General features: G+C 67.0%; 2 protein-coding genes. One reads left to right on the top strand and one right to left on the bottom strand.

The genetic code is table 11. The annotated features are described in order from the left end of the window. Positions 1 to 30 precede the first annotated feature (30 nt). The gene (locus J0670_RS37685) at positions 31 to 381 is read right to left on the bottom strand and encodes a hypothetical protein (protein WP_243438081.1); all 351 of its coding nucleotides are present in this window, start codon (positions 379 to 381) and stop codon (positions 31 to 33) included. 248 nt (positions 382 to 629) lie between these two features. Between J0670_RS37685 and J0670_RS37680 the strand changes: the two genes are divergently transcribed. Next, positions 630 to 1,591, top strand: a 962-nt coding sequence (locus tag J0670_RS37680) for a bifunctional lytic transglycosylase/C40 family peptidase (RefSeq protein ID WP_207817276.1), incomplete at its 3' end; no start/stop codon positions are given.

Genomic DNA, 1,591 nt, shown 5'->3' with positions numbered 1-1,591 from the left:
CAGGCTGGCCGGGTCAGTGCTGTCTGATCGTCAGATCGCCATGCCGTAGACAATGGTGAACAGAGTGCCGAGTGATCCGATGATGAACACGCCGGTCAGCCCGGCGATGATCAGTCCCTTGCCCTGTTCGGCGCCGAAGCTGTCGCGCATCGCGGTCGCGCCGATCCGCTGTTTGGCCGCGCCCCAGACCGCGATGCCGAGGCAGACCAGGATGGCGACGGCCATGATGACCTCGACCATCACCCGGGCCTCCGACCCGAGGCTCGCGAACGGGCCCCAGTCCGGGGCGATCCCGCCGATGATGGTGTCGATATTCGGCTTCTTGGGTGGGTCCTCGGCCAGGTGGCCGGCCGCATAGGTGTGCACGCTGCTCAGGTTCATTTCCATCTCACCGCCCGATCAGGCAAATTCAAGGGCCCTGACCCCGCCCGCGCGAAGGGTCGGTGCCTATTCTTGGCCAGATCTGATGTCGACTTGGCTACTTCTCGCGGATTGGTCGTGAGGCACCGGACACGTACGCGAGGATGTCCACCGTACGAAGGATAGCGCTCACTCTTTGTATCTCTGATGATTGCGGTGAGCAACGCCTTCCGGGACACTTCGACTGACGACTCGTCGGGATGGTGCTGATGGTACTCCGGAAGGGCGGTACTGCCGCCGCCGCAGCGGGAGTTGTCGCGTTCGGCTTCCTCGGTCTGGTGACGATGGGGACATATGCGGCAAGCGGGACGCCGCAGCAGTCGGTGAATCGTTCCGCCCTCTCTCCCGGTACGGTCCCGGCGGCCTACCAGGAGACGATCCAGAAGTGGGGCGCGCTGTGCCCGGAGATCTCCCCGCCGATGCTCGCGGCGCAGCTGTACCAGGAAAGCGGTTTCGATCCCAGGGCCCAATCCGGCGTCGGCGCGCAGGGAATGGCGCAGTTCATGCCGGGAACCTGGGCGATGTACGGAACGGACGCCAACGGGGACGGCAGGAAGGACGTCTGGGACCCGTACGACGCGATCGCCTCGGCGGCGGTCTACGACTGCGCGCTCGCCAAGGACGTCGCCAACGTGCCCGGTGATCCGCAGGCCAACGTGCTGGCCGCCTACAACGCCGGCCCGTACGCGGTGACGAAGAACCGGGGGGTGCCGCCGTACCGGGAGACCCAGGGCTACGTGCGGAACATCCAGGCGATGGCCCGCAGCTTCACCGCGCCGACCGCGCCGGTGGAGGTGTCCGCGCAGTCGGCGGCCGCGATCTACTTCGCGCAGACCAAGCTCGGTACGCCGTACCTGTGGGGCGGTGACGGCACGGCCGCGGACAACGGACGGTTCGACTGCTCCGGGTTGACCAAGGCGGCGTTCGAGAGCGTGGGCATCGAGCTGCCCCGGGTGGCCAACGACCAGTGGTACGCCGGACCTCACCCGTCGCGCGATCAGCTGCGGCCGGGTGACCTGGTGTTCTGGGCGACGGACCTGAGCGATCCCCGGAGCATCCACCACGTCGGGATCTACGTCGGCGGCGGCTACATGCTCGACGCGCCGCACACCGGGGCGGTGATCCGCTACGACAAGATCGACACCAAGGAGTACATCGGCGCGACCCGGGT

It is taken from the genome of Streptomyces sp. FH025, from assembly GCF_017427025.1.
In the GTDB taxonomy this organism is placed as follows: domain Bacteria; phylum Actinomycetota; class Actinomycetes; order Streptomycetales; family Streptomycetaceae; genus Kitasatospora.
This window is presented reverse-complemented; position numbering and strand designations above follow the sequence as displayed.